Source organism: Streptomyces olivaceoviridis (assembly GCF_014650115.1).
Lineage (GTDB): Bacteria > Actinomycetota > Actinomycetes > Streptomycetales > Streptomycetaceae > Streptomyces > Streptomyces olivaceoviridis.
In genome coordinates this window covers 205,535-227,591 of sequence record NZ_BMUI01000013.1, presented here as the reverse complement: position 1 = coordinate 227,591, position 22,057 = coordinate 205,535, and the positions used below count along the sequence as shown (strand labels likewise).

The following is a 22,057-nucleotide window of genomic DNA, read 5'->3' as shown; positions in this document are numbered from 1 at the left end:
CCGGGGGGACCCCCAGGGAAGGTCCATGCTTCAAACACCGAGCGGCGGTGCCGGAAGCGGTACCGCCGCCAGGGACAGTGGGCTGATGAGCATCGGCACGGTGCTGAACGTGCTGCGCGACGAGTTCCCCGAAGTCACCATCTCCAAGATCCGCTTCCTGGAGTCGGAGGGGCTCATCGAGCCGCAGCGGACCCCGTCGGGGTACCGCAAGTTCAGCGCCGGGGACGTCGAGCGCCTCGGTCACGTCCTGCGGATGCAGCGGGACCACTATCTGCCGCTCAAGGTGATCCGTGAGCATCTGGACGCCATGGAGCGGGGTGAGGCCGTCCCGCTGCCCGTGGTGGGCCGTCAGCGCACCGCGGAGGACGTGTCCGCGCGCGTGGAGGGGCCGACGGTGGCCAGGATCGGCAGGGCCGAGCTGCTGGCCGCCGCGGACATCGACGAGGACGACCTGAAGGAGTGGGAGTCCTACGGGCTCATCGCCGCGCTGGAGGACGGGGCCTACGACGCCGAGGCCGTCACCGTGGCCTCGCTCATCGCCGAGCTGGGCCGATTCGGGATCGAGCCGCGCCACCTGCGGGTGATGAAGGCCGCCGCCGACCGCGAGGCGGGTCTGGTCGACCAGGTCGTGGCCCCGCTCAAGCGCCACCGCAACCCGCAGACCAGGGCACACGCCGAGGCGCGTACGAAGGAGCTGGCGGCCCTGACGGTGAAGCTGCACGCGGCCCTGGTGACGACCGCTCTCGGTGTGCGGCTGCCCTGATCGGGCGGGCCGTGGAGCGGCCGGATCGGGCACCTGTTCCCGGCCCGACTACCCAAACGTCCCGGGCACGGCCTAGGGTTGCTGTGTGAACGAGCTCGATGTCGTAGGTGTCCGGGTCGAAATGCCCTCCAACCAACCGATCGTGCTCCTGCGCGAAGTGGGAGGCGACCGTTACCTCCCCATCTGGATCGGGCCGGGGGAGGCGACGGCGATCGCCTTCGCCCAGCAGGGCATGGCCCCCGCGCGACCGCTGACCCACGACCTGTTCAAGGACGTGCTGGAGGCCGTCGGCCAGGAGCTGACCGAAGTGCGTATCACCGATCTGCGGGAAGGTGTCTTCTACGCGGAGCTGGTGTTCGCCAGCGGGGTCGAGGTCAGCGCCCGTCCCTCCGATGCCATAGCGCTCGCCCTGCGCACCGGGACGCCGATCTACGGCAGTGACACGGTGCTGGACGACGCCGGCATCGCCATTCCGGACGAGCAGGAGGACGAGGTGGAGAAGTTCCGCGAGTTCCTCGACCAGATCTCGCCCGAGGACTTCGGCACCAGCAGCCAGTGAGCCCTGGGACCGGCCTGTTCACCCCGGTGGACCACCGGGGTGAACAGGCCGGTCCTGCGCGGCCCTCGCCCCGGCAATTGCCTCCGGCCAGTGAGAGCGTCCTACGGCCCCCCGTCAGCGCATTCGGCTAGCCTTTCCCCGCGGTGGGACACGGGAAACCACTCCTTGGGTGATTATCACTCGGCGTGCCGAGTGTGGCGATCGTTGACGCACCCCTGGTGACTGCCTACCGTCGAGAAGGCAGGTCAAGGACGGAGGTCGGCGTGAGAACCAGCGGCGACGGTACGGCTGGGGGTGCCCCCGGACGCGGTTTCGGGGAGAGCGGTCCGTACCCGCCCCCGAGCTCGCGACCTCGCTCAGGCGGGGGTCATGCCCATCCCGGCAGCGCGGTGGAGCACGCTCCGCAGCTGCCGACGGCGGTGCCGAACGGCGGAGGGGTGGCGTCCATGGCGTCCGAGGAGATCGGCTACCGCGGGCCCACGGCCTGCGCGGCTGCCGGCATCACCTACCGGCAGCTCGACTACTGGGCCCGCACCGGGCTGGTCGAGCCCAGCGTACGGCCCGCCTACGGGTCGGGCACCCAGCGTCTGTACAGCTTCCGGGACGTCGTCGTCCTGAAGATCGTGAAGCGGTTCCTGGACACCGGGGTGTCCTTGCAGAACATCCGCACGGCCGTCCAGCACCTCAGGGAGCGCGGTTTCCGCGACCTGGAGCGGATGACCCTGATGAGCGACGGCGCGACCGTGTACGAGTGCACCTCGCCGGACGAGGTCCACGCCCTGCTCCAAGGCGGTCAGGGCATCTTCGGGATCGCCGTCGGCGTGGTGTGGCGGGACGTGGAAAGCGCCCTCTCCCAGCTGCACGGCGAGCGCATCGACACCGGCGAGACCCTGGTCGGGCACAACCCCGCGGACGAGCTGGCGCGGCGCCGCAACCGGGCGGTCTGACCTCCGGGTCCGGCCGCCGGGCCCCCCGCGGGGCACCCCGGCGTCACGGCGTTGTCAGTGCCGTGGTGCAGCATCGGAGATGTGAGAAACGCGCCCACGATCCTGCATCTCGACATGGATGCCTTCTTCGCCTCGGTGGAGCAGGCGTCCAAGCCGAGCCTGCGCGGGAAAGCGGTGGTCGTGGGCGGGCTCGGACCGCGCGGGGTGGTGGCGACCGCGTCGTACGAGGCACGGGTGTTCGGGGTGCACTCGGCGATGCCCATGTCCCAGGCGCGCCGGCTGGCACCCAACGCCGCGTATCTGGTGCCGCGCTTCACCCTGTACCGGACGATCAGCGAGCAGGTGATGGCGCTGCTGCGGGAGCTGTCACCGCTGGTCGAGCCGCTGAGCCTGGACGAGGCGTTCGTGGACCTGGAGGCCGGGGGAGCGGCCTGCGACGAGGAGTCGGCGCGGCGGGCCGGGGAGAGGCTGCGCGCGGACATCCGGGCGGTCACCGGGCTCACCGGATCGGTGGGGCTCGCCGCCTCCAAGATGCTCGCGAAGATCGCCTCCGAGCAGGCCAAGCCGGACGGCCTGCGGCTGATCGAGCCGGGCACGGAGCGGGCGCTGCTGGCGCCGATGCCGGTGCGCACCCTGCCGGGGGTCGGACCGGCCACCGGGGACCATCTGCGCCGGGCCGGGATCACCACGGTGGAGGAACTGGCGGAGGCCGGCGAGGACGAGCTGGTCCGGCTGCTCGGCAAGGCGCACGGGCACGCGCTGTACGCCATGGCCCTGGCCCGGGACGAGCGGCCCGTGGTGGCCGAGCGGGAGACCAAGTCGGTGTCGGTGGAGGACACGTACGACGTGGACATCCACGACCGGCTGCGGGTCGGTCTGGAGGTGCGGCGGCTGGCCGACCGGTGTGTGCGGCGGCTGCGCCAGGCCGGGCTGTCCGGGCGGACCATCGTGCTGAAGGTGCGGCGGTACGACTTCTCCACCCTGACCCGCTCCGAGACGCTCAGGGGGCCCACGGACGACCCCGTGGTCATCCGTGAGGCGGCGGCGCGACTGCTGGACTCCGTGGACACGACGGGCGGGGTGCGGCTGCTCGGGGTGGGGGTGTCCGGGCTCGCCGACTACACGCAGGAGGACCTGTTCGCGCAGGCGATGCCCGTGCCGGCGGCGGAGGAGCCGGAGAAGGGTGCGGTGGAGGCGGTCGTGGAGCGGGCGGAGCCCGTCGAGCGGCAGTGGCGGGCCGGACAGGATGTGCGGCACGCGGAGCACGGGCACGGGTGGGTGCAGGGGAGCGGGCTGGGGCGGGTGACCGTGCGGTTCGAGACGCCGCACTCCCCTCCGGGGCGGGTGCGGACGTTCTTCGCCGACGATCCCGCGCTGGAGACCGCAGATCCGTTGCCGTTGGTCCCGGATTCCTCCCACCCGGCCGAACGTCCCGGTCCGCCTGACCGTGGCCGTCGCACGGCTCCGCCCCGGTCTCCGGAGGACCTCGCGGCTCAGGCATCCTCCGACCCCGCCAGCTTGCCGAAGTCGTGGTCCGGGACCTTGGGGGGTGAGGCCACGTCGAGGCCGTAGTGGTGGTAGAGCTGGAGCTCCTGTGCGGGGGAGAGGTGGCGGCCCACGCCGAAGTCGGGGGCGTCCTTGATCAGGGAGCGGTCGAAGGGGACGTGCAGGGTGCCCTCGACGAGTTCGCTGGGCTCCAGCGGTACGAAGGCGTCCCGGGAGAACAGGCCGGTGCGTATGGCCGCCCATTCGGGCACGCCGGTCGCGTCGTCCAGGTACACCTCGTCGATGGTGCCGATCTTGGTGCCATTGCGGTCGAACGCCTTGCGGCCGATCAGGTTGCGTGGATCGATGTCGGTCTGCACGGTCCCTCTCCCTCCACGTGGTCGCAACTCATCCGTAAGCACTACAAAAGAGCACATTCAACGAGGCGGCCACTCGAAGACCCCGGTGTTGACCTCGCTGGTAGGCTGACAGCGGCTGCTGACCCCGTGCGGGAGAGTCCTCCGACCACCATCGGGGGCGCCGAAGGAGCAAATCCTCCCCGGAATCTCTCAGGCTCACGTACCGCACGGACGAGGTCACTCTGGAAAGCAGGGCGGATGTCGACGGCTTCCGCTCTCACCGACGGGGAAAGCCGGTGCCCACGGGCGTCCGGTGAAGCTCTCAGGTCGAGATGACAGAGGGGGAGGCCGTCGGGGTGCCCGCGCCGTGGTGCCCCTCGCAGGTCGCGTCAGACCAGGAGGCCTCCGCAATGACCGCCCATCGCATTCCGCTCTCCGAACTCGAAGCGGGCACCCCGTTCGAGCAGCGCCACATCGGGCCCGACCAGGAGGCGCGGGCCAAGATGCTCGCGCAGGTCGGGTACGGCTCGCTCGACGAACTGACCGCCGCCGCGGTGCCGGATGTGATCAAGAACGCCGATGCCCTGGACCTGCCGGGCGCCCGCACCGAGGCCGAGGTGCTCGCCGAGCTGCGCTCGCTCGCCGACCGCAACCAGGTCCTCGGCTCCATGATCGGCCTGGGCTACTACGGCACCTTCACGCCCCCCGTCGTCCTGCGCAACGTCATGGAGAACCCGGCCTGGTACACGGCCTACACGCCGTACCAGCCGGAGATCTCCCAGGGCCGCCTGGAGGCCCTGCTGAACTTCCAGACGATGGTCGCCGAGCTGACCGGCCTGCCCACCTCCGGCGCCTCCCTGCTGGACGAGGGCACCGCCGCCGCCGAGGCCATGGCGCTGTCCCTGCGCATGGGCAAGAACAAGAAGGGCCTGTTCCTGGTCGACGCGGACGCGCTGCCGCAGACCATCGCAGTGATCGAGACCCGTGCCGAGCCGACCGGCGTCGAGGTCGTCGTCGCCGACCTCGGCGACGGCATCCCGGCGGACATCGCCGAGCGCGAGATCAGCGGCGTGCTGATCCAGTACCCGGGCGCCTCGGGTGCCGTACGGGACATCAAGCCCGTCATCGACCAGGCGCACGAGCTGGGCGCCCTGGTCACGGTCGCCGCCGACCTGCTCGCGCTGACCCTGCTGACTTCGCCGGGCGAGCTCGGGGCGGACATCGCCGTCGGCACGACCCAGCGCTTCGGTGTGCCGATGGGCTTCGGCGGCCCGCACGCCGGTTACATGGCCGTGCACGAGAAGTTCGCCCGCAGCCTCCCCGGCCGGCTCGTCGGCGTCTCCGTCGACGTCGACGGCAACAAGGCCTACCGCCTGGCGCTCCAGACCCGTGAGCAGCACATCCGCCGCGAGAAGGCCACCAGCAACATCTGCACCGCCCAGGTGCTGCTCGCCGTGATGGCCGGCATGTACGCCGTCTACCACGGGCCGGAGGGCCTGCGGACCATCGCCCGGCGCACGCACCGGTACGCCACGATCCTCGCCGAGGGGCTGAAGGCCGGTGGCGTGGAGATCGTCCACGGCGCGTACTTCGACACGCTCACCGCGCGCGTGCCCGGCAAGGCCGCCGCGATCGTCGCCGCCGCCCGGGAGAACGGGGTCAACCTGCGTCTCGTCGACGCCGACCACGTCTCGGCCGCCTGCGACGAGACCACCGACCGGGCCCAGCTGGCCGCCGTCTTCGCCGCCTTCGGGGTCGAGGGCGACATCGAGGCGCTGGACGAGAGCGCCGAGGACACCCTGCCCGAGGCGCTGCTGCGCACCGACGCCTACCTCACCCACCCGGTCTTCCACCAGCACCGCTCCGAGACCGCGATGCTGCGCTACCTGCGCAAGCTGGCCGACCGCGACTACGCGCTGGACCGCGGCATGATCCCGCTGGGCTCCTGCACCATGAAGCTCAACGCGACCACCGAGATGGAGCCGGTCACCTGGCCCGAGTTCGGGCAGCTGCACCCCTTCGCGCCCATCGAGCAGGCCCAGGGCTACCTCGCGCTCATCCACGAGCTGGAGGACCGCCTCGCCGAGGTCACCGGCTACGACAAGGTCTCCCTCCAGCCGAACGCCGGCTCCCAGGGCGAGCTGGCCGGTCTGCTCGCCGTACGCGGCTACCACCGCGCCAACGGCGACGAGCAGCGCACCGTGTGCCTCATCCCGTCCTCCGCGCACGGCACCAACGCGGCCAGCGCCGTGATGGCCGGCATGAAGGTCGTCGTCGTCAAGACCGCCGAGGACGGCGAGATCGACGTCGAGGACCTGCGCGCCAAGATCGAGCAGCACCGCGACGAGCTGGCGGTGCTGATGATCACCTACCCCTCGACGCACGGTGTGTTCGAGGAGCACGTCGCCGACATCTGCGCCCAGGTGCACGAGGCGGGCGGCCAGGTCTACGTCGACGGCGCCAACCTCAACGCGCTCGTCGGCCTCGCCAAGCCCGGCCACTTCGGCGGTGACGTCTCCCACCTGAACCTGCACAAGACGTTCTGCATCCCGCACGGCGGCGGCGGCCCGGGGGTCGGCCCGGTCGCGGTCCGCTCGCACCTGGCGCCGTACCTGCCGAACCACCCGCTCCAGCCGGAGGCCGGCCCCGAGACGGGCGTGGGACCGATCTCGGCCGCCCCGTGGGGCAGCGCGGGCATCCTGCCGATCTCGTGGGCGTACGTCCGTCTGATGGGCGGTGAGGGCCTCAAGCGGGCCACGCAGGTCGCGGTGCTCTCCGCGAACTACGTCGCCAAGCGCCTGGAGCCGCACTACCCGGTGCTCTACACCGGCCCCGGCGGCCTCGTCGCGCACGAGTGCATCATCGACCTGCGCCCGCTGACCAAGGCGACCGGCGTGAGCGTGGACGACGTCGCCAAGCGCCTGATCGACTACGGCTTCCACGCGCCGACCATGTCCTTCCCGGTGGCCGGCACGCTGATGATCGAGCCGACCGAGTCCGAGGACCTGACCGAGCTGGACCGCTTCTGCGATGCGATGATCGCCATCCGCGCGGAGATCGACAAGGTCGGCTCCGGCGCGTGGCCCGCCGAGGACAACCCGCTGCGGAACGCCCCGCACACCGCCGCCGCGCTCGGCGGTGAGTGGACGCACGCCTACAGCCGCGAGGAGGCCGTCTTCCCGGCCGGTGTCTCGGCCGCCGACAAGTACTGGCCGCCGGTGCGCCGCATCGACCAGGCCTACGGCGACCGCAACCTGGTGTGCTCCTGCCCGCCGCTGGACGCCTACGAGGACTGAGCGAACCGCTGACGAAGGCCCCGCCCGGGTTCCGGGCGGGGCCTTCGGGATTTCCTACGCCGTCGCCAGCGAGACCTCCGTCGCCTTGATCAGGGCGACGACGTCGGAGCCCACGAACAGACCGAGGTCCCCGGCCGCGTCCTTCGTGATCGCGGCGGTGAGTTCGCCGCCTTCCACGGCGACCCGGACGGTGGCCATCGCCTCGCCGAGCGAGAGACGGATGACCGTGCCCCGCAACTGGTTGCGGATCGACAGACCCTCGACCCGGTCGGCGGCCAGGGAGACCTCCGTCGCCTTCACCAGGGCGGTCACCGGGGAACCCGGGGCGAGGCCGAGCTGCTCGACGGCTTCCAGGGTGACGGCCGCGGTGAGGTCCTGGCCGCCGGTGAGCCGGACTTTGACGGTCGCCATGACTTCGCCCGGGCGCACCTCGGTGACGGTGCCGGGCAGCTGGTTGCGGATGCTCAGGGTCATGGGCACCCACCGTAGAGCGCCGGTCCGCTCAGGCCGGGTATGCGTGGGTCTGCGTCGCCTTGACCGTCGCCCAGACCGGTGCACCCGGGTGCAGGTCCAGCTCGGCGGCGGCGACCGTCGTCAGGTCCGCCGCGAGCGGCAGCTCACCGGTGAGGTCGGCGCGGATCTGGTCGCCGTACGTCTCCAGGCCGGCGACCTCGCAGCGCCACAGGTTGCGGGCGCTGGCGCCGGAGGGCCGGTCCCGGAACAGGGTCACGGCGGACGGCGGGAAGGCCACGAAGGCCGGGCCCGACAGCTCCTCCGTGGTCGTGATCGCGGGCCCGGTGTCGAGCCGTACGGTGTGCCCCGCGGCCTGTCCGCGGTAGAGGTTGAGGCCGACGAGCCGGGCGATGTAGTCCGTGCGCGGGTGGCGGGCGATGTCGGCGGGGGTGCCCTCCTGGACGACCCGGCCGTGCTCCACGACCACCAGCCGGTCCGCGAGCACCATGGCGTCCAGCGGGTCGTGGGTGACCAGCACGGAGACCGCCTCGAACTCGGCCAGGTGGCGCCGGAGCTGTGCGCGGACCTCCAGCCGGGTACGGGCGTCCAGGGCCGCCAGTGGCTCGTCCAGGAGCAGCAGCCGGGGACGGGTGGCCAGGGCGCGGGCGAGGGCCACGCGCTGGGCCTGGCCGCCGGACAGACCACGCGGCTTGGCGCCCGCGTGGGCCGTCAGGCCCATCCGCTCCAGCCAGGCCGCCGCCTGGGCGCGGGCCTCCGCCTTGCGCACGCCCTGGCAGCGGGGGCCGAAGGCGACGTTGTCCAGGGCGGACAGGTGGGGGAAGAGCAGGTAGTCCTGGAAGACGACGCCGACCGGGCGGGACTCCGGAGGTGTGTGGGCCAGGGGGGTGCCGTCCAGGTGGAGGTGACCCTCGGTGAGGGGGGTGAGGCCGGCGAGGGCGCGCAGGGCGGTGGTCTTGCCGGCGCCGTTGGGGCCCAGCAGGGCGAGGACGTCCCCTGGATCGGCTTTCAAGGTCACGTCCAGGCGGAAGGTGCCCCGGTCGACGACGAGGCGGGCGTCGAGGCCGGAGGGCTGGTGCGGGTCGGTGGCGGGCGGCCGGCCTTCGATCGACTCCGGGTTCCCACCCGCACCAGCCGTGCGGGTCTCGCCGTCGGGTCCGGGTGGCCCCTGCGGGACGGGGGTGCCGTCGGCGGCTGCGGCGGTGTCCTGTGCCCGGGCGGTGCCGTCAGTGGTCGTGGCGGCGTCCTGTGCGGGGTCGGTGGGTGCCGCGGGATCCCGGGAGGGCTCGGTGCCGTCGGCGGCCTTGGGGTGGGGAGTCGTCATGACGTTGTCATCCAGCGGTCCCTGAGGCCCGCCAGTACCGCGATCGACACGGTCAGCAGGACCAGGCTGAGGGAGATGGCGGTCTCGGGGTCGTTCTGGAGGGCCAGGTAGACCGCGAGGGGCATGGTCTGGGTGCGGCCGGGGAAATTGCCCGCGAACGTGATCGTCGCGCCGAACTCGCCGAGCGCGCGGGCCCAGGCCAGCACCGCGCCCGCCGCGATGCCGGGCGCGATCAGCGGAAGCGTCACGCGGCGGAACGCGGTGAAGCGGGAGGCGCCGAGCGTGGTCGCCGCCTCCTCGTACCGTGGGTCGGCGGCGCGCAGCGTGCCCTCCACGCTGATCACCAGGAACGGCATCGCGACGAACGCCTCCGCGATCACGACCCCGGCGGTGGTGAACGGCAGGGTGATGCCGAACCACGCGTCGAGCCACCGCCCGATGACGCCGTTGCGGCCCAGGGCGAGCAGGAGGGCCACACCGCCGACCACCGGCGGCAGCACCAGCGGAAGGGTCACCAGGGCGCGCACGAGACCCCGGCCGGGGAACTCCGTTCGGGCCAGCAGCCAGGCCAGCGGCACACCGAGGACGAGGCTGACGGCGGTCGCCGCCGTGGCGCTCACCAGGGACAGCTGGAGCGCCTGCCACACCTCCGCGCCGGCCAGCCGGCCCGGCAGGCCGCGCCACGGCGCGCGGACGAGCAGGGAGAGCAGCGGCAGCAGCAGGAACGCCAGGGCCAGCACGCCCGGCAGCAGCAGCGGCAACGGCGCCCCGGGCCGGCCCCCCGTGCCGACGCGGCGGCGCCGTGGCCGGCCCGTGCGGGGGCCGGTCGAGGCACCGGGCTTGTCGAGCGAGGTCACGGCTTGAGGAACCCCGCCTCGCTCAGCACCTTCTGGCCTTCGGCGGAGCGTACGAGGGCGATGAACGCCTTGGCGGCCTCGGTGTTCGGCGCGTTCTTCAGCAGCGCGATCGGGTAGTCGTTGACGGCACGGGCCGATTCGGGGAACTCCACGCCCTCCACCCTGTCACCGGCGGCCCTGACATCGGTCTTGTACACCACCGCCGCGTCGGCCTCCTTCAGCTCCACCTTGGTCAGGGCGCCCTTGACGTCCTGCTCGTAGGAGACCGGCGTGAGCTTCAGACCGCTCGCGTCCAGGGCCTTCTGGGCGGCGGCGCCGCACGGAACGGTCCTGTCGCACAGGACGACCTTCAGACCGGCCTTGGTGAGGTCCTTCAGGGAGGCCACCTTGTGCGGGTTGCCCGGGACGGTCGCGATCTCCAACTGGTTGCGGACGAAGGTGACCGGGGTGCCGGCCGTGTCCTTCTCGTCCGTCACGACGGCCATGGTCTTGGGGCTGGCCGCGGCGAACACGTCCGCGGGGGCACCGCCGGTGATGTTCGCGGCGAGGGTGTCGCTGCCGCCGAAGTTGAAGTCGACCTTCGTGCCCGGGTGCTGCTTCTCGAACTCCTTGCCCAGGGCCGTGAAACTCTCCTTCAGCGAGGCCGCCGCGAACACGGTCACCGTGCCGGAGAGCTTCGGGGACGTCGATGTGCCGGAGGAAGCGGACGAGTCGGAGGAGTTGGACGAGTCGGTGGAGTCGGACGAGGAGGAGCAGGCGCTGAGGGCCAGCGCGGCGGCGGCTCCCGCGCCGGCCAGCCGCAGCATCCGCCGGGTCCGGCGCACGGAACGGGTCATCACGGATCTACTCCTCGGTTCTGTCGAACGACGGTCGCGTCCGGGCACGGCCGAGTTGGCCGTGCGGTGATGATTTTGCCGCATGTGCCAGGCAGAAGTCATCTGTTGCATGGCATGAGCTGGCAACTGTGGGCTTCCGGCTTGCATGTGCGTTCGTACGGCGCTCGTCGCTCCGAGGTGGGGCGGTCGTACGTGCCCGGTCAGGTCCGGTCGATGTGCACGTTGGTGGACTTCACGCGCGCGGTCGCCTCCATGCCGACCTCCAGGCCCAGTTCCTCCACCGCCTCCCGGGTCAGCAGCGAGACGAGCCGGTGCGGGCCCGCCTGGATCTCCACCTGGGCGGCGACATCGCCGAGCTTGATCGCGGTGACGATGCCGGGGAAGGCGTTGCGGGCCGAGGTGTACGAGGCGTCCTCCTCGGCGGCTCCCGCCTTGGCCAGTTCGACCGAGAACGCGGCGAGGTCTCTGCCGTCGACGAGCCGCCGCCCGGACTCGTCGCGGTGCGTGGCCACCCGGCCTGCGTCGGCCCAGCGGCGGGCGGTGTCCGGGCTGACGCCGAGCAGCCGCGCGGCCTGACCGATCGTGTAGGACTGCATGCCGGTCACGATAGGGCCACGCCCCCGGGAACCATGGACACGGGTCGGCCGTCGGAGGTACCGGGACGCGGCCGTACCGCGCCCCGGTCCCGGCGGAAGCGTTCGGCGGCTGCGGGATCAGGCGTACGTCGTCGCAGTGCCGGACGACCGGAGCGCCGAGGCGATCCGTGCCCGGCCGCACGGCCCGGCTCAGCCCGTGTGCACCCGTGGCCGGCGTTCGCGGTCCGGTTCCGCCTCGCGCAGTACCTCGCGGGTGACCGGGGCGACCTCGCCCTGGCCGAAGAGGAAGAAGCGGAGGAAGTTGGCGAACGGGTTGCCCTCGGTCCACTCGAAGTAGATGTGCGGGGTGCAGCCGGTGACGTCACGGATGTGCAGCAGCAGGGCGGCGAGGGCGTTCGGGATCGAGGCGGACTCCAGCGTCAGCACCCGGTAGCGGTCGTGCAGCACCTCGCCGCGGACGGTGAGGCCCGCCTCGAACTCCGACGGGTCGGTGACGGTGACCTCGACGAAGACGAAGTCCTCCTGCTCGGGCATGTCGTTGTCGGTGCGGATCTGCTCGATCTTGTCGCGGTACTCGGCCTTGTCCCGGCGGTCCGGTTCGTTGGCGATGAACCGCATCCTGCGGCTGGCCATGTCCCGTATGAACCGTTCCGCCATGGGATCGAGCGACACGCTGGTCACCCGCAGCTCGAACGCACGGGCCAGCCGGGACAACAGGGACACCAGCACGATGCCCGCGATGAAACAGGCACCGATCTTCACACCGTCCGGGCGTTCGATGACGTTCACGACGGTCGTGTAGAGGAACACCACCGAGATCACCGCGAACGTGACGGTCCAGCCGTGCTGTTCCGCCTTGCGCGCGGCGATGGTCACGGCGATGGCGGCGGAGCTGATCAGCACCAGCACGCCGGTGGCGTAGGCGCCGCCCTGCTTGTCGACGTTGGCGTCGAAGATCCAGGTCACCAGGAAGGCGACCAGGGTGAAGACGATGACCATCGGCCGCACCGCCCGCGCCCAGTGCGGGGCCATGCCGTAGCGGGGCAGATAGCGCGGCATCAGGTTGAGCAGCCCGGCCATCGCGGAGGCGCCCGCGAACCACAGGATGGCGATCGTCGACACGTCGTACACCGTGCCGAAGGCGTTGCCCAGGTACTCGTGCGCGAGGTAGGCGAGCGCGCGGCCGTTGGCCTGGCCGCCCGCCTTGAACTCCTTCTCCGGGATCAGCAGCGTGGTGATGAAGCTGGTGGCGATCAGGAAGCAGCTCATGATCAGCGCGGCGGTGGTCAGCAGCTTCTTGGTGTCCCGGATGCGTCCCGTGGGCCGCTCCTCGGTGTCGCCGGCGTCGCCCCTCACATGCGGCATCACGGCGACACCGGTCTCGAAGCCGGACAGACCGAGCGCGAGTTTCGGGAAGACGATCAGTGCCACGCCGATCATGACGAAGACGTTCCCGTGCTGCGCGGTCAGCGCGCTGCCCCAGTCGGTGACCACATGCCCGGCGGTGACGACGTGCCACAGGCCGGTGATGACGACGACGAGGTTGAGTCCGAGGTACACGCCCACCAGGGCGACCGCGACTCCGATCGCCTCCAGGAAGCCCTTGAGGAAGACCGCGCCGAGCAAGGCCACCAGGAGGAGGGTGATCAGCATCTGCTTGCCCTGGAGGGCCTGCGTCAGATGCGGGTTCTCCACCAGGTGGGTGGAGGCGTCGGCGGCGGACAGCGTGATGGTGATGAGGAAGTCCGTGGCCGCGAAGCCGAGCAGGGTGAGCACGAACAGCTTGCCCTGCCAGAACGACAGCAGCCGCTCCAGCATCGCGATCGAGCCCTCGCCGTGCGGGCTCTCCTCCGCGACCCGGCGGTAGACCGGCAGCGCGCCGGCCAGCGTCACGATGACGAGCACGATGGTCGCGATCGGCGAGAGCAGACCGGCGGCCAGGGCGGCGATGCCGGGCTGGTAGCCGAGGGTGGAGAAGTAGTCGACACCGGTCAGGCACATCACCCGCCACCAGCGCTGTCCCTGGTGCGGGGGCTCCGGCTCGGCGTGGGGTCCGGTGTGGCCACCGCCCTTGCCCATGTCGGACAGGCCCTCCAGCATCCACGCGCGCAGGCGGCTGGTACTGGGAGGGCGCTCGGTCGTGACCATCGGCGTGCTCCTGATGTGCGGCTCAGCTCTTTGCGGCCATCACGCGGACGGCGGCACCAGCGTAAGCAGAGAGTGACGCCTGGGCCCATGGATCACGGCTCGGGCGGCGTCAAGCTTGCGTTAAGAATGGCCCGCGCGGGGCGGAGCCGCACCAAGAAGGGGAGGCCGGGGCGGGTTCGGCCGGGGTGGAGCGGAGCGGATGAGCACGCGGGGAGTCGACGGGAGAGCCGCCCGGGTGGCGGCCACCGAGCGTCACTCCAGACCCGACGCCCGGAACACACCGAGGGCCGTCTCGCGGTCCACGCGGCGGGCCAGCTGATGCAGCTCCGTCGTACCGCACAGCAGCGTGCCGGCGGCCTCCGAACCGCGGGCGCCCTCGTCCAGCCGGTACCACAGCTCCGGGTTGCGGACGAGGACCTCCGGGTCGATCTCGATCCGGTTGCCGAGGGCGTCGCGCAGCACCAGGCGCTGGGTCACACCGTCCAGCGGGCGCACCGCGGTCAGCAGATCGGTGCGGACGCGGCGGGTGCGGTACAGGCGCCGGGTGGCCAGCCAGTTCCGGCCGGCGGACACGCGCACCGGGAACAGCACGAGGAGCAGGAGCAGGGCCAGCAGGAGCCACAGGGCTCCGCGCCACCAGGTCAGCGAGCCCGCCGCCCAGTCGACGCACAGCAGCAGGCCGAACAGCGCGCCCGCACAGCGGGCCGACGTGCGCGCGTCCTGGGTCCAGCCGCGGTCATGCACCACAGTGCCGGTGCCGGACGGGTGGGCGCCGGTCGGCTGGGGGCGGGTGTCGTTGCCGTGCTCCATGAGGAAAACGGTAGTCCGCCGACGGTGCCCCGGCGCTGCCGTTGACGGCGCTCTGACGTCCGGGGGCCGGTTCTTGACGGGACGGCAACGGCTCGGCGTGACGTCCTCGCCCCACGCGCCGGTGCGTGGTGTGGCCGCCCCCTTCACAGCCCCCGGGTGTCGATGCGCAGATGCCACGTGTTGCGGCGGTGGACGGACAGCAGCTCCGATTCCAGCGGGGACGGGGGCACCGCCAGCACCGGACAGACCGCGTGGGCCAGACAGTGCCGGGAGACCCGGCCGGAGAAGGCCCGTTGCAGTCCGCGCCGCCCGGTGCCCACGACCAGGACGTCGTCCTCCCGGTTCGCGGTCGCCACCAGCGCCGGGCCGGGGGCGCCACGGACGACGACGGGCCGCACCGGCACACCGGGAGCCTCCGCGTCGAAGATCTCCTCCAGCACCGAGGCCAGCCGCTGCTTGGCGAGCCGCTGCCACTCCTCGACCAGCAGTCCGGCGGCGGGGGAACGGCGCGCGGCGGAGTCACCGCCCGGTGGTTCCCAGGCCAGCACGGGCCAGAGCTGGGCTCTCAGCCGGCGGGCCAGCGCGGCGGCCCGCCGCAGGGCCGTGACGCTGTTCAGGGAGCCGCTCACACCGACCACCACGCGCGTGGCCGCCGAGCCGTCGTAACCGGACATGACGCATGACTCCACCGTTCCGGACGGGCACCGGGGAGGGTGACACCCCTGACATCCGTGACACCCGCGGGCATGCCCGCTGCGATTCCTCGCTCCCTTCCATCCCACTCCCGTGCCGGTGATTCGACCAGCCGGGCGGTACGGACACTCCCGCGAACGCCCCTCCGGTCATTAAGATTCGGAGCTCAGAACGAAACTTTCGAGTGCCTTTGGGAGGCGAGCATGCGAACGTACGACAATCCCGTCATCCCGGGTTTCCACCCCGACCCCAGCGTGTGCCGGGTCGGCGGCGACTACTACCTGGTGTGTTCCAGCTTCGAGTACTTCCCCGGCGTTCCGCTGTTCCACAGCCGGGACCTGGTGCACTGGCGCCAGATCGGCAACGTGCTCGACCGGCCGGGGCAGTTGGACCTGCCCGACGACGTCCCGGCGTCCTCCGGCATCTACGCGCCGACGATCCGGCACCACGACGGACTCTTCCACGTCATCACCACCAGCGCGGGCGCCGGCGGCACCTTCCTCGTCACCGCGGAGCGCCCCGAGGGCCCCTGGTCCGACCCGGTGTGGATCGATCTGCCCGGCATCGACCCGGACCTGGCGTGGGACGAGGACGGTTCCTGCTGGGTCGCGATGGCCGGGGTGAGCGTCGCCCGGATCGACCCGCGCACGGGACGGGTGCTGGAGGGTCCGCTGCCGATGTGGTCCGGCACCGGCCTGCGCGACCCGGAGGCCCCGCACCTGTACCGGATCGGCGACTGGTGGTACCTGCTGCTCGCCGAGGGCGGCACCGCCCTGGGGCACGGTGTCTCCGTGGCGCGCGCCCGCTCGCCGCGCGGCCCCTGGCAACCGGCTCCCGGCAACCCGCTGCTGTCCCACCGCGGCACCGGCCTGCCCATCCAGTGCACCGGCCACGGCGACCTGGTCCAGGCGGCCGACGGCACCTGGTGGATGGTGCTGCTCGGCACCCGGCCCCGTGGCTGGTTCCCGGAGTTCCACGTCCTCGGCCGGGAGACGTTCCTGGTCCCGGTGGAGTGGGCCGACGGCTGGCCGCGGACGGGTCCGGTCCAGGAGCGGCATCCGGCGCCGGCCGCCTGGGCCCCCCTCGAACAGCCGCCGGCGCGGGACGACTTCGAGGGCCCGGCACTCGCACCGCACTGGATATCCCCGCGGCGCCGGCCCGAGGGCTGCTGGTCGCTGACCGAGCGGCCGGGCCGGCTCACCCTGGCCGCCACCGGTGACAGCCTCGACCGGCCCGGGCACACCTTCGTCGGCCGCCGCCAGCAGCACCACGACTGCCGGGCGGCGGCGTCGCTGGAGCCCGGTGCCGCGCGGGCGGGGCTGTCAGTGCGCCTGGACGAGGCCCACCACTACGACCTGGAGGTGAGCGGGGGCACCGCGGCCGTGATCGCGCGGATCGGCCCGCTGCGGCAGCGCGTCGCCGAACACCCGGTGCCGGCGGGGCCGGTCACCCTGACCGTCGAGATCCGCGCCACCCGGGACCCCGGGACGCAGCACGGCCCCGACACCCTCGTCTTCTCCGTCGCGACCGCCGAGGGAACCGTCCGGCTCGCCGAACTCGACGGCCGCTATCTGTCCACGGAGGTGGCCGCCGGTTTCACCGGCCGTGTCATCGGCATGTACGTCACCGAGGGCCGCGCGGCCTTCGACTGGTTCGAATACGCGCCCGCCACGCCGTAGGCGAGACCATGACGCACCGAGCGATGTCGAAAGTTTCGAAAAGGTGGGGGCGCGGTGCTGCCCGGCCCCCGCACCCCGGACACGCGTCGGCGCCGGGGCGCACGGGTCATGTGCGGCCGGCCCCTCAGGGCACTGTGCCCCTGTTCAGGTCAGGTCGGTGTGCGTGCCCGGGTCAGGTCGCCCTGTCGCCCTCAGGCGGCGGTCATCACCTGCTCCACACCGAGCGGGCGGTGCGGGGCGATGACGCGGCCGTCCGGCAGCAGCTCACCGGTGTCCTCGAAGAGCAGGACGCCGTTGCACAGCAGGCTCCACCCCTGCTCCGGGTGGTGCGCCACGAGGCGGGCGGACTCCCGGTCGGCGGATTCGGCCGGAGGGCAGGTCGGTTGGTGCTGGCACATGGGCGGGATCTTTCGCTCTGTCGTGATCATGTCCGTCCCCCGTGGTGATGAGTCGGTCGGAAACCAGTGTTGTCCTCTGGGCGTCGTTCCGCAGGGATTTCACGGCACCGCTTCTCACAGGTTCAGGACGCGTCACCCGCGCGGACGGTTCAGTCCAACTGCACTGTCCCTTCGGGTGGTTCGCAGTAGCCGGATGGGACTAGTCCTGATGGCTCCGGGCGGCGGAGTGCTCGAAAGGCAGTCGTACCCCGCTTCCCTCGCGGGAAGCGGGGTACGCGGGCGTCGGTCAGGCAGGCGAGCCGAGCAGCGGGAGAGGAGTCGCCCGATGGGTCAGCACCGGAAGCAACTCGGCGACCGGGAACGGACGGTGCGTCGGAATGCCGGGCGGTGCGGGCGCCAGCGGCACGAGCAGATCGGTGGCGGCGGGATGGCCCTCGCTGCCGTCGCCGGAGCAGTCGCCGTGCAGCCACAGGGTGAGCATGTACAGCCCAGGCACGGACAGCAGCCGCGCCTGGTACGGCTGTTGCAGGGCCTCGGCCTGTTGCAGGGCGCGTTCGGTGGAGGCGACGTACGGGCCCTCGAAGAAGTGCGAGAAGGCCCAGCCGTCGGGAGTCAGCATGGTGTCGGCCGCGGCCACCGCGCGATCACCGCACCGGATCAGGAAGCGCCAGCCGGCCAGCCGGGTCGCGGACAGGCCTTGCGCGGTGATCCGGTCCAGCACGTGGACGGGCAGTGGGAGTTCCGGTGTCGCCGGACCCTGCGCGGCGCGCAGGGAGGGGGTGCGCGCCTCACGGACCGCGGTGGGGGAACCGAGGGCGGTGAGGACGGAGCGCAGGGCAGGCGCGGGGGCAGGGGGTACGTGCAGCGGCATGTGGGTCGCCTCTCATTCGACAGGCGCGGCGGCGCGAGGAGGGTGGGGCGGACGGCGCTGTCAGCTCACGGAAGGCCGGAGAGGTGGGGGCCCAGGTCGGTGTGAAAGAGAGTGCGGCTCGGTCTGCCGCCCGTCAACGGGGACGGCAGGAACACCGCGGAAACCAGGACCGAGGGCGCCAACCTTCTGCCTTGTGGAGGAAGTTTATACGACGTGTGTTCGGCCGGTGTTTCGGCTATCCGATTCCGGTCGACCCGGCAAGGCGGAATTAGGCCGTCGATTTACGAAAATCATCCCGATTTCCGGACCCGGTCCCCGTCGCTGACCTCGCCATACGCACCGGTAACGGTCGGCCGAATGTCGTCGGCGTTTTTCACGAGGTGTGCGGGGCACCCGAAGGTGCGAGTGCGGCATGCCCCGTGAATGTGCCGCCGGGAACATTCCGACAGACTAGCGGGCGGCGGGCCCGCGCGGGACGTTATCGATCGCTTCGGCTGGGCATCATCCCACCTGACCCGGGAGCCAGGCGGCCGGATCGTCGGCCCGCCCATCCGAGGAGGGACACTTCGATGGGGGAGAAGGTCGTGGCAGGGCAGTTCGACCTGTCCGATCGCCAGCGCTACCGTGAAAAGCTCCAGCAGTGCCTGTCGGGACTGGAGCGGCTGCTGCGCGAGAAGCGATTCGACCGGCCCAAGAATCTCATGGGGGTCGAGATCGAGTTGAATCTCGCCGGGTCGGACGGTATGCCGAAAATGTTGAACGGGCAGGTACTGGAGCGCATCGCGAGCCGCGATTTCCAAACAGAACTCGCCATGTTCAACCTGGAAGTAAACATAGCCCCACACCGGCTGGGCGGCCGGGTTTTCGACCGGCTCGCCGAGGAACTGCGCACGTCGCTCGCCTATGCCGACCGGAAGGCCGGGGAGGTGGACGCGGGCATCGTGATGATCGGCATCCTGCCCACCCTCGACCGGGACGACCTGGTCTCCTCCAACCTCTCCGAGGTCGATCGCTACACACTCCTCAACGACCAGATGGTCGCCGCGCGCGGGGAGGACTTCCGGCTCGACATCGAGGGCGTGGAGCACCTCGTCTGCACCTCGAAGTCGATCGTGCCCGAGGCCGCGTGCACCTCCCTGCAACTGCACCTGCAAGTCACCCCGGGCCGGTTCGCCGACGTGTGGAACGCGGCCCAGGCGGCCTCCGCCGCGCAGATCGCCGTCGGAGCGAACTCACCGTTCCTCTTCGGGCACGAGCTGTGGCGCGAGTCCCGGCCCCCGCTGTTCCAGCAGTCCACCGACACCCGGCCGCCCGAGCTCCAGGCGCAGGGCGTACGGCCGCGCACCTGGTTCGGCGAGCGGTGGATCACCTCCGCGTACGACCTGTTCGAGGAGAACCTGCGCTACTTCCCGGCCCTGCTGCCGATCTGTGACGACGAGGAGCCACTGGGGGTCGTCGAGGCCGGCGGGGTGCCCAAACTCGCCGAACTCGTGCTGCACAACGGCACGATCTACCGCTGGAACCGGCCGGTGTACGGCATCGCGGACGGCGTCCCGCACCTCAGGGTGGAGAACCGGGTGCTGCCGGCCGGGCCCACCATCACCGACGTGATCGCCAACGCGGCCTTCTACTACGGCCTCGTCCGCGCCCTCGCCGAGGAGTCCCGGCCGGTGTGGACCCGGCTGCCGTTCGCCGCGGCCGAGGCGAACTTCGACGCGGCGTGCCGGTACGGCATCGACGCGCGCTTCGTATGGCCCCGGCGGGGGCGGTACGGCGGCACGGGCGAGGTCGACGCGGTCACGCTGGTCCGCGACGAGCTGCTGCCGCTGGCCTCGGCCGGACTGGACGCGTGGGGTGTGGAGGCCGCCGACCGGGACCTCTACCTGGGCGTGATCGAGGAACGCTGCCGGCGCCGCGTCAACGGGGCGTCCTGGCAGGCGGCCACCTTCCACCGGGCGCTGGAGCAGGGGTTGTCACGGCAGGCGGCCCTGGCGGCGACGACGCGGAGGTACGCCGAGCTGATGCACGTGGGGGAGCCGGTGCACACGTGGCCGGTGGGGCTGCCGGAGCCGGTACCGCTGGGCTGAGCGCCGGGCTTCGCCGGGCCGCTGGAGGGGCCGAGCGGCGGAGGAGAGGAGGGGGCGGCGGACAGAGGCGGGTGGTGGGGCGTGGTCCAGGAGCCGGTCGCGGACGTCGGCGGGCTGCCGTAGGCCACGGCGGGCTGCCGTAGGCCACGAGAGAGCTCTGCCCTCCGGGGGCATGCCGCGCCCTCCACAGCTCCTTCTGCGATCCTTGCCAGGCGAAAGGTGGGCCAGGGGCCCGTGAGCCGGCTGGAGGCAGGGGTGCAGGTGGAGGCTGACTCGGTGGCCGATTCCGCGGCGCGGGAGCGTGACCCGCGACGGATGCTGCGGGACGAGACGCTGCTCGTCCTGGCGCTCTCGCTCGGGGCGAGCGGGGTGTCCGCGCTGATCAGCTTCATCGGCTCGGTCACCAAGCCGGGCGGGCTGAAGGACCAGGCGGCCACCCTCAACGCCTCCGCCGCACCGGGCCGCCCCTGGCTGGACCTGGCCTGGCAGCTCTTCGGCATCGCCACCGCGTTGGTCCCCGTGGCACTCGTCGCCCACCTGTTGCTGCGCGAGGGCGCGGGCCTGCGCACCCTCGGCTTCGACCGCACCCGTCCCTGGCCCGATCTCGCCCGGGGTGCCGGCATCGCGGCCGTGATCGGCAGCACCGGCATCGCCTTCTACCTCGCCGCCCGCGGCCTCGGCTTCAACCTCACCGTCGTACCCGAGGCACTTCCGGACGTGTGGTGGAAGTACCCGGTGCTGATCCTCTCCGCGTTGCAGAACGCGATCCTCGAAGAGGTCATCGTCGTCGGCTACCTGCTGCGCCGGCTGGGGCAGTTGGGCTGGACGCCGGGGACCGCGCTGGCGGCCAGCGCGGTCCTGCGTGGCTCGTACCACCTCTACCAGGGCGTCGGCGGCTTCCTCGGCAACATGGTCATGGGCGTGGTGTTCGTCTGCCTCTACCGCCGCTGGGGCCGGGTCGGGCCGCTGGTCGTCGCGCACTCCCTGCTCGACATCGGCGCGTTCGTCGGCTACGCCCTCCTCGCGGGCAAGGTGGGCTGGCTGCCGACCGCCTGAGCAAGCCCTCAGGCGCGCAGTTCGCCGTCGACGACCGTCACCGCGAAGCCGGTGAGCAGGGTGCGTTCGCCCCGCAGGCCGGTGCGGACCAGCCCGGTGCGGCGGGAGGCCTGGAGCCCGGTGAGGTCGTCGCGGCCGAGGCGGGCGGACCAGTGCGGGGCGAGCGCGGTGTGGGCGCTGCCGGTCACCGGGTCCTCGTCGATGCCGACGTTCGGGAAGAAGCAGCGGGAGACGAAGTCGTAGCCACGGGACGGCTCGTCGGCGCGGGCGGTGGCGATGATGCCGCGTGAGGAGTAGGCGCCGAGGGCCCGGTGGTCGGGGGAGAGGCCGAGCACGGTCTTCTCGTCGGCGAGTTCCACCAGCAGGTCGCCGACGTTCGGACCGGTGTCGAACGCGGCGACCGGCCGCGCCCCGAGCGCCTCCGCGACCCCGGCCGGGATCTCGACCGGGGTGAGCGGGGCAGTCGGGAAGTCCAGGGTGACCGAGCCGTCCGCGCCGGGCGTGGCGATCAGCACGCCGCTGCGGGTGGCGAACCGCACCGGGCCCTCGTGGGCGCCGGTGGTGTGCAGGACGTGGGCCGTGGCGAGGGTGGCGTGGCCGCACATCGCGACCTCGGTGACGGGCGTGAACCAGCGCAGCGCCCAGTCCGCCTTGCCGCCCTCGGGCAACCGGTGCGCGAACGCCGTCTCCGCGTGGTTGACCTCCATGGCGACGTCCTGGAGCCAGTCGTCGTCCGGGAAGACGTCGTCCAGGAGCAGGACTCCGGCCGGGTTGCCGGCGAAGGGGCGGTCGGTGAAGGCGTCGACGATTCGGATGCGCATG

20 protein-coding genes and 1 riboswitch are annotated in these 22,057 nt (G+C 71.8%); of the genes, 8 read left to right on the top strand and 12 right to left on the bottom strand.

Going from position 1 to position 22,057, the window contains the following annotated elements:
• Positions 1 to 25 precede the first annotated feature (25 nt).
• From ftsR to IE273_RS24815, 4 genes are all read left to right on the top strand, one after another.
• Positions 26 to 763 carry a transcriptional regulator FtsR gene (gene ftsR / locus IE273_RS24830; protein ID WP_189817379.1) on the top strand — a complete coding sequence of 246 codons (738 nt, stop codon included), beginning with the start codon at positions 26 to 28 and terminating at the stop codon, positions 761 to 763.
• Positions 764 to 848: 85 nt separating this feature from the next.
• The gene (locus IE273_RS24825; protein ID WP_026253112.1) at positions 849 to 1,322 is read left to right on the top strand and encodes a bifunctional nuclease family protein; all 474 of its coding nucleotides are present in this window, start codon (positions 849 to 851) and stop codon (positions 1,320 to 1,322) included.
• 263 nt (positions 1,323 to 1,585) lie between these two features.
• Positions 1,586 to 2,269 (top strand): MerR family transcriptional regulator, encoded by a 684-nt coding sequence (locus tag IE273_RS24820; protein WP_086011502.1) that lies wholly within the window; start codon positions 1,586 to 1,588, stop codon positions 2,267 to 2,269.
• A gap of 81 nt (positions 2,270 to 2,350) precedes the next feature.
• Positions 2,351 to 3,841, top strand: coding sequence for a DNA polymerase IV (locus IE273_RS24815; RefSeq protein ID WP_189817378.1), 1,491 nt, complete (start codon positions 2,351 to 2,353; stop codon positions 3,839 to 3,841).
• On the opposite strand, the gene IE273_RS24810 is transcribed toward IE273_RS24815, so the two are convergent.
• Positions 3,763 to 4,134, bottom strand: a complete 372-nt coding sequence (locus IE273_RS24810; protein WP_189817377.1) for a PRC-barrel domain-containing protein — start codon at positions 4,132 to 4,134, stop codon at positions 3,763 to 3,765. The two genes, IE273_RS24815 and IE273_RS24810, sit on opposite strands and share 79 nt — an antisense overlap.
• Before the next feature lie 119 nt (positions 4,135 to 4,253).
• Positions 4,254 to 4,349, top strand: a riboswitch (glycine riboswitch).
• A gap of 174 nt (positions 4,350 to 4,523) precedes the next feature.
• Between IE273_RS24810 and gcvP the strand changes: the two genes are divergently transcribed.
• Complete coding sequence (gene gcvP, locus IE273_RS24805) at positions 4,524 to 7,409, top strand: aminomethyl-transferring glycine dehydrogenase (protein ID WP_189817376.1); 2,886 nt, start codon at positions 4,524 to 4,526, stop codon at positions 7,407 to 7,409.
• A gap of 54 nt (positions 7,410 to 7,463) precedes the next feature.
• Here gcvP and IE273_RS24800 read toward each other — a convergent pair whose 3' ends face one another.
• From IE273_RS24800 to IE273_RS24765, 8 genes are all read right to left on the bottom strand, one after another.
• Positions 7,464 to 7,883: a TOBE domain-containing protein gene (locus IE273_RS24800; RefSeq protein WP_189817375.1), complete on the bottom strand. Its 420-nt coding sequence runs from the start codon at positions 7,881 to 7,883 to the stop codon at positions 7,464 to 7,466.
• Positions 7,884 to 7,911: 28 nt separating this feature from the next.
• A complete protein-coding gene (locus IE273_RS24795; RefSeq protein ID WP_229887476.1) occupies positions 7,912 to 9,204 on the bottom strand; it encodes an ABC transporter ATP-binding protein in 1,293 nt (430 codons plus the stop codon).
• Positions 9,201 to 10,061, bottom strand: coding sequence for a molybdate ABC transporter permease subunit (gene modB, locus IE273_RS24790; RefSeq protein ID WP_189817374.1), 861 nt, complete (start codon positions 10,059 to 10,061; stop codon positions 9,201 to 9,203). Before modB ends, IE273_RS24795 begins: the two co-directional genes overlap by 4 nt.
• Positions 10,058 to 10,897, bottom strand: coding sequence for a molybdate ABC transporter substrate-binding protein (modA, locus tag IE273_RS24785; protein WP_189817373.1), 840 nt, complete (start codon positions 10,895 to 10,897; stop codon positions 10,058 to 10,060). Before modA ends, modB begins: the two co-directional genes overlap by 4 nt.
• A 200-nt stretch (positions 10,898 to 11,097) precedes the next feature.
• Positions 11,098 to 11,493: a TOBE domain-containing protein gene (locus tag IE273_RS24780; RefSeq protein WP_041665013.1), complete on the bottom strand. Its 396-nt coding sequence runs from the start codon at positions 11,491 to 11,493 to the stop codon at positions 11,098 to 11,100.
• Positions 11,494 to 11,682: 189 nt separating this feature from the next.
• Entirely contained in the window at positions 11,683 to 13,641 is a 1,959-nt protein-coding gene (locus IE273_RS24775; protein WP_189817372.1) for an APC family permease, read from the bottom strand.
• Between the two features lie 252 nt (positions 13,642 to 13,893).
• Entirely contained in the window at positions 13,894 to 14,451 is a 558-nt protein-coding gene (locus IE273_RS24770; RefSeq protein WP_189817371.1) for a hypothetical protein, read from the bottom strand.
• Between the two features lie 143 nt (positions 14,452 to 14,594).
• Entirely contained in the window at positions 14,595 to 15,125 is a 531-nt protein-coding gene (locus IE273_RS24765; RefSeq protein ID WP_189817370.1) for a universal stress protein, read from the bottom strand.
• Between the two features lie 222 nt (positions 15,126 to 15,347).
• On the opposite strand from IE273_RS24765, the gene IE273_RS24760 reads away from it, so the two are divergent.
• Positions 15,348 to 16,823, top strand: coding sequence for a glycoside hydrolase family 43 protein (locus tag IE273_RS24760; RefSeq protein ID WP_189817369.1), 1,476 nt, complete (start codon positions 15,348 to 15,350; stop codon positions 16,821 to 16,823).
• Positions 16,824 to 17,014: 191 nt separating this feature from the next.
• Here the strand turns inward: IE273_RS24760 and IE273_RS24755 are convergent, their stop codons facing one another.
• A complete protein-coding gene (locus IE273_RS24755) occupies positions 17,015 to 17,221 on the bottom strand; it encodes a DUF5999 family protein (RefSeq protein WP_189817368.1) in 207 nt (68 codons plus the stop codon).
• A gap of 286 nt (positions 17,222 to 17,507) precedes the next feature.
• On the bottom strand, positions 17,508 to 18,092 hold the full coding sequence (locus IE273_RS24750) for a hypothetical protein (protein ID WP_189817367.1): 585 nt from the start codon (positions 18,090 to 18,092) through the stop codon (positions 17,508 to 17,510).
• Between the two features lie 569 nt (positions 18,093 to 18,661).
• On the opposite strand from IE273_RS24750, the gene IE273_RS24745 reads away from it, so the two are divergent.
• A complete protein-coding gene (locus tag IE273_RS24745; RefSeq protein ID WP_189817366.1) occupies positions 18,662 to 20,179 on the top strand; it encodes a glutamate-cysteine ligase family protein in 1,518 nt (505 codons plus the stop codon).
• A gap of 255 nt (positions 20,180 to 20,434) precedes the next feature.
• On the top strand, positions 20,435 to 21,235 hold the full coding sequence (locus tag IE273_RS24740) for a CPBP family intramembrane glutamic endopeptidase (RefSeq protein WP_189817398.1): 801 nt from the start codon (positions 20,435 to 20,437) through the stop codon (positions 21,233 to 21,235).
• An 8-nt stretch (positions 21,236 to 21,243) separates the two neighbouring features.
• Here the strand turns inward: IE273_RS24740 and IE273_RS24735 are convergent, their stop codons facing one another.
• On the bottom strand, positions 21,244 to 22,056 hold the full coding sequence (locus tag IE273_RS24735) for a PhzF family phenazine biosynthesis protein (protein WP_189817365.1): 813 nt from the start codon (positions 22,054 to 22,056) through the stop codon (positions 21,244 to 21,246).
• Position 22,057 lies beyond the last annotated feature (1 nt).

What these genes read in the sequence shown, in the direction of transcription:
- IE273_RS24775 (WP_189817372.1), bottom strand. Translation starts at nt 13,641, where the DNA reads ATGGTCACGACCGAGCGCCCTCCCAGTACCAGCCGCCTGCGCGCGTGG.
- gcvP (WP_189817376.1), top strand. Translation starts at nt 4,524, where the DNA reads ATGACCGCCCATCGCATTCCGCTCTCCGAACTCGAAGCGGGCACCCCG.
- IE273_RS24735 (WP_189817365.1), bottom strand. Translation starts at nt 22,056, where the DNA reads ATGCGCATCCGAATCGTCGACGCCTTCACCGACCGCCCCTTCGCCGGC.
- IE273_RS24745 (WP_189817366.1), top strand. Translation starts at nt 18,662, where the DNA reads ATGGGGGAGAAGGTCGTGGCAGGGCAGTTCGACCTGTCCGATCGCCAG.
- IE273_RS24760 (WP_189817369.1), top strand. Translation starts at nt 15,348, where the DNA reads ATGCGAACGTACGACAATCCCGTCATCCCGGGTTTCCACCCCGACCCC.
- IE273_RS24780 (WP_041665013.1), bottom strand. Translation starts at nt 11,493, where the DNA reads ATGCAGTCCTACACGATCGGTCAGGCCGCGCGGCTGCTCGGCGTCAGC.
- IE273_RS24755 (WP_189817368.1), bottom strand. Translation starts at nt 17,221, where the DNA reads ATGTGCCAGCACCAACCGACCTGCCCTCCGGCCGAATCCGCCGACCGG.
- IE273_RS24795 (WP_229887476.1), bottom strand. Translation starts at nt 9,204, where the DNA reads ATGACGACTCCCCACCCCAAGGCCGCCGACGGCACCGAGCCCTCCCGG.
- modA (WP_189817373.1), bottom strand. Translation starts at nt 10,897, where the DNA reads ATGACCCGTTCCGTGCGCCGGACCCGGCGGATGCTGCGGCTGGCCGGC.
- IE273_RS24765 (WP_189817370.1), bottom strand. Translation starts at nt 15,125, where the DNA reads ATGTCCGGTTACGACGGCTCGGCGGCCACGCGCGTGGTGGTCGGTGTG.
- IE273_RS24770 (WP_189817371.1), bottom strand. Translation starts at nt 14,451, where the DNA reads ATGGAGCACGGCAACGACACCCGCCCCCAGCCGACCGGCGCCCACCCG.
- IE273_RS24750 (WP_189817367.1), bottom strand. Translation starts at nt 18,092, where the DNA reads ATGCCGCTGCACGTACCCCCTGCCCCCGCGCCTGCCCTGCGCTCCGTC.
- ftsR (WP_189817379.1), top strand. Translation starts at nt 26, where the DNA reads ATGCTTCAAACACCGAGCGGCGGTGCCGGAAGCGGTACCGCCGCCAGG.
- IE273_RS24800 (WP_189817375.1), bottom strand. Translation starts at nt 7,883, where the DNA reads ATGACCCTGAGCATCCGCAACCAGCTGCCCGGCACCGTCACCGAGGTG.